Below are 3,631 nucleotides of genomic sequence, written 5' to 3'. Positions count from 1 at the left end.
GGGACGGCGACGGCGCCACCCGGGGGCGGCTGGGTCACGGTCGAACGCGCCCCCGAGAGCGAGCGCAACGACAACTGGCGCCGGATAAGCCTGGCCCAGCACATCTTCGGCTCCCGCTGACGCCGGTGCCGGAGGCTGCCCACGGCTGCCCATCCTTTACCGTCATCGCGAACGCAGCGACGCGATCCAGTCCTGCCGGCGCAGACAGCGCAAGCGGCGGCAATCCTGGATCGCCACGCCCTTCAGGCTCGCGATGACAGTGGGGGTTGGCGAGCCGGCTCTACGCCGAAGCGCGCGACGGCGGGTCGGACGGGCGGGGCCGGACCTGTTGCTTCGCCGCATACAGCCGGGCGTCGGCCGCCGCGAGCAGGCCGCGATCATCCTGGGCATCGTCGGGCAGGAAGGCCCAGCCGACGCTGGCGCCGACCGACACCGCGCCATCGCTGATCGGCACCGCCCGGGAGAAGGCGGCACGGATCCGGAGGGAGAGAGCTTGGACAACCCATCAGCTGCCCCGACGATGCGGCCGATCGCCATGCGGCAGCGTCATGACGGCCCGGGCGTCCGCCGTGCTGGCCGTTCCTGCCCGCCACACGCTATTGAAGACGGCATCCGAAACGACGATCGCCGTGTCATGCCCCCTGCCGACCATGTCAATTCCTGGTACGCCGCCACCGCCAATCGCTCGCTCCGCTTCCCGGCGCTGGACGGCGATATGCGCTGCGACGTGCTGGTGGTCGGGGGCGGCTACACCGGGCTCAGCGCCGCGATCGAGCTGAGGGAGCGCGGCCTCGACGTCGTGCTGGTCGAGGCCAAGCGGGTCGGCTGGGGCGCCTCGGGCCGCAATGGCGGCCAGGCGATCACCGGCTTCAACAAGGATATCAGCACCATCGCCTCCTGGGTCGGCCAGGACGACGCCCGCAAGCTGTGGGACATGTCGGAGGAGGCGAAGACCATCCTGCGCCAGCGGGTCGACCGCCACGGCATCGATTGCGACCTGCGCTGGGGCTATGTGCTCGCCGGCACGAAGCGCCGCCACATGGCGGAGCTGCAGGCCCATGTCGCGGAATGGGAAGGCCTGGGCTATCACCAGGGCCGGATGCTGTCGCGGGCCGAGATCCGCGGCCTGGTCGACTGCCCGGACTATGTCGGCGGGCTGCTCGACAGCGGCAGCGGCCAGATCCATCCGCTGAACTACGCCCTCGGCCTGGCCGATGCGGCGCGGGCGCTGGGCGTGCGTATCTTCGAGGACACGCCGGTGACCCGGCTGGACCAGGGCGACCCGGCCGTGGCGACGACGCCGAAGGGGCGGGTCACCGCCGGCTTCGTCGCGCTGTGCGGCAATGCCTATCTGCCGTCGCTGTCGGCGGAGGTCGACCGCACCATCCGCTCCCGCGTCATGCCGGTCGGCACCTACATCATCGCCACCGAGAAGCTGGGCGAGGAGCTGGCGCAGCAGACCATCCCGTCCGGCTTCGCCGTCGCCGACATCAATTTCGTGCTGAACTATTACCGGCTGAGCCACGACAACCGGATGCTGTTCGGCGGCGGCGTCAGCTATTCCGGCTATGAGCCGCGGCGGCTGGCCGACCAGATGCGCCGGACCATGGCCCGCACCCTGCCCCGCCTGGCCAATGCCAAGGTCGAGTTCACCTGGGGCGGCTTTGTCGGCATCACCATCAACCGCACGCCGCATTTCGGCCGGCTGACGCCCAACATCTACTTCGCCCAGGGCTTCTCCGGCCATGGCGTGCTGCTGACCGGCATGGCCGGGCGGGTGATCGCCGAGGCGATTCGCGGCCAGGCCGACCGGCTCGACGTCTTCGCCCGGATCCCGCACCAGCCCTTCCCCGGCGGCCGCATGCTGCGGATGCCGGCGCTGGTGCTGGCCATGGCCTGGTACCGCCTGCGCGACCTGATGTAGCTCAGTACGCGGCGGCCCACTGCCGCAGGAGTTCGCGCTCGACCCCGCGGGCCTTGCCGAGCCAGCGCCGGGCCGGCGGCGACACGGCCAGGACATTCGGGTCGCTCGCGGCATCGGCGGCGGCCCGCTGCTGCTCATCGACGACGTAGATGACGAAGCCGAGCTGGCGCCCGCTATCGGCCGAGAGATAGCCGGTCAGGCCGCGGACATAGCCCATGGTGCCGGTCTTGGCCCGCAGCCGCCCCGCCGCCAGGGGTGCCGGCTCGCCGGCATCGGCCTCTGCACCGCCGTCCCCCCGCTCCGGCATCAGCGCGGCCATGCCGATCTGGTTGCCCTCGATCAGCACCGCCGCCATCTGGATCGGCGAGATCCGGGCCCGGGTGCTGAGCCCCGAGGCGCCGGGAATGGACAGGCCGCTCCAGTCCAGCTTCGGCACCTTCTGCGCCCACCAGGCGGCGATGGCCTTCCCCGCCTCGGCCTGGGTCACGCTGGTACGGCCCAGCAGCTGGCGCGCCGCCATCATGCCGATCATCTCGGCCGACAGGTTGTTGCTGTATTTCAGGACCCGGGTGACGACCGTGGCCAGCGGCTCGCTCTCATGCCGCGCCACGACCGTGCCTTCCGACGGCCGGAGGCCGATCACCGCGGCCGGCAGCGCGACGCCCGCCTCGCGGCTCACGGTCCGGAAGATTTCCGCCGCCGTCGCCGTCGGGTGGCGGACCGGCAGCATGTCGGAGCCCTTGTCGGGCAGCGCCGCGGAAAGCACCCAGCCCTCGCGCCCGTCGACCGGCCGGTAGGGCGTCGCCGGCCCCTGGCTGACGCCGACCCAGGGCAGCACCATGTTGCGGCCGTCGGCGACCGCCTCGGTCCGCGCGTCGAAACGGCCCTGCTTCTTCTGCCAGGTCACCCGCACGGCGTTGAAGTTCACCGCCAGCCCCGACAGGCCGGGATTGTAGGAGGCGGCGTAGGGCTGCAGCGGATCGAGGAACGGCAGGGTCTGCAACGCCGTGTCGTCGACGATGAAGCGACCGTCCACCTTGGTGATCCCGGCCTTGCGGACCTGGGCGGCGAGATCGGCGAGGTCGTTGATATCGAGCGACGGGTCGCCGCCGCCGATCAGCATGAGGTCGCCATGCAGCACCCCGCCGTCGAGCGTCCCGCTGGCGGTGACGACGGTCGAGAATCGGTGATCGGCGCCGAGGATCTCGATCGCCGCGGACATCGACGCGACCTTCATCGTCGAGGCCTGGATCATCGGCCTGGTCGCCTGAGCCGTGTCGATCAGCTGGCCGCTCCGGGCGTCGAACAGGATGTAGGCGACATCATTGACCGGCAGGTCGTAATGGGCGGCCACGGCGGTGGCATCGGCCAGGGCGGCATGCCCCCACAGGCCGGCGGCGAGCACCGGCAGCAGGAACAGGAAGGGTCGTCTGGTCATGGGCACGGGCCGAATGTCCTCCGCATCGGGTCGCGCCTTCCTATAGCCCCGGCCGAGGCGGGGCGGAAGGTGCGCCGAAAACGAAGACGGCCCCCCCGGGGCGGGGGCCGTCTTGGTCACGTCGGGGATGCGGGGGCCGCCGAACCGTCAGTAGGCGCCGGAGCCGGGGAAGAACACCCGGGGGGTCATGAACAGGATCACGACATCGCGCCCGAAGCTCCAGTTCCGGACATACTCGACGTTCAGCCGGATCCGCGTCTCGTAGCTGG

Annotated in this window: 3 protein-coding genes; 1 reads left to right on the top strand and 2 read right to left on the bottom strand. The window is 71.0% G+C overall.

Annotation, left to right across the window (positions count from 1 at the left end):
* Positions 1-280 precede the first annotated feature (280 nt).
* A complete protein-coding gene (locus tag AC3XYG_RS18170) occupies positions 281-454 on the bottom strand; it encodes a hypothetical protein (RefSeq protein WP_489141261.1) in 174 nt (57 codons plus the stop codon).
* A 180-nt stretch (positions 455-634) separates the two neighbouring features.
* Here AC3XYG_RS18170 and AC3XYG_RS18165 point away from each other — a divergent pair, with 180 nt between their 5' ends.
* Complete coding sequence (locus AC3XYG_RS18165) at positions 635-1,924, top strand: NAD(P)/FAD-dependent oxidoreductase (protein WP_489141260.1); 1,290 nt, start codon at positions 635-637, stop codon at positions 1,922-1,924.
* Between the two features lies 1 nt (position 1,925).
* Here AC3XYG_RS18165 and dacB read toward each other — a convergent pair whose 3' ends face one another.
* Positions 1,926-3,362 (bottom strand): D-alanyl-D-alanine carboxypeptidase/D-alanyl-D-alanine endopeptidase, encoded by a 1,437-nt coding sequence (gene dacB, locus AC3XYG_RS18160; protein ID WP_489141259.1) that lies wholly within the window; start codon positions 3,360-3,362, stop codon positions 1,926-1,928.
* Between the last annotated feature and the right edge of the window lie 269 nt (positions 3,363-3,631).

The organism is Inquilinus sp., assembly GCF_057815775.1.
This window is presented reverse-complemented; position numbering and strand designations above follow the sequence as displayed.

Excerpts from the sequence above, each read along its gene's own strand:
- dacB (WP_489141259.1), bottom strand. The coding sequence starts at position 3,362 with ATGACCAGACGACCCTTCCTGTTCCTGCTGCCGGTGCTCGCCGCCGGC.
- AC3XYG_RS18165 (WP_489141260.1), top strand. The coding sequence starts at position 635 with ATGCCCCCTGCCGACCATGTCAATTCCTGGTACGCCGCCACCGCCAAT.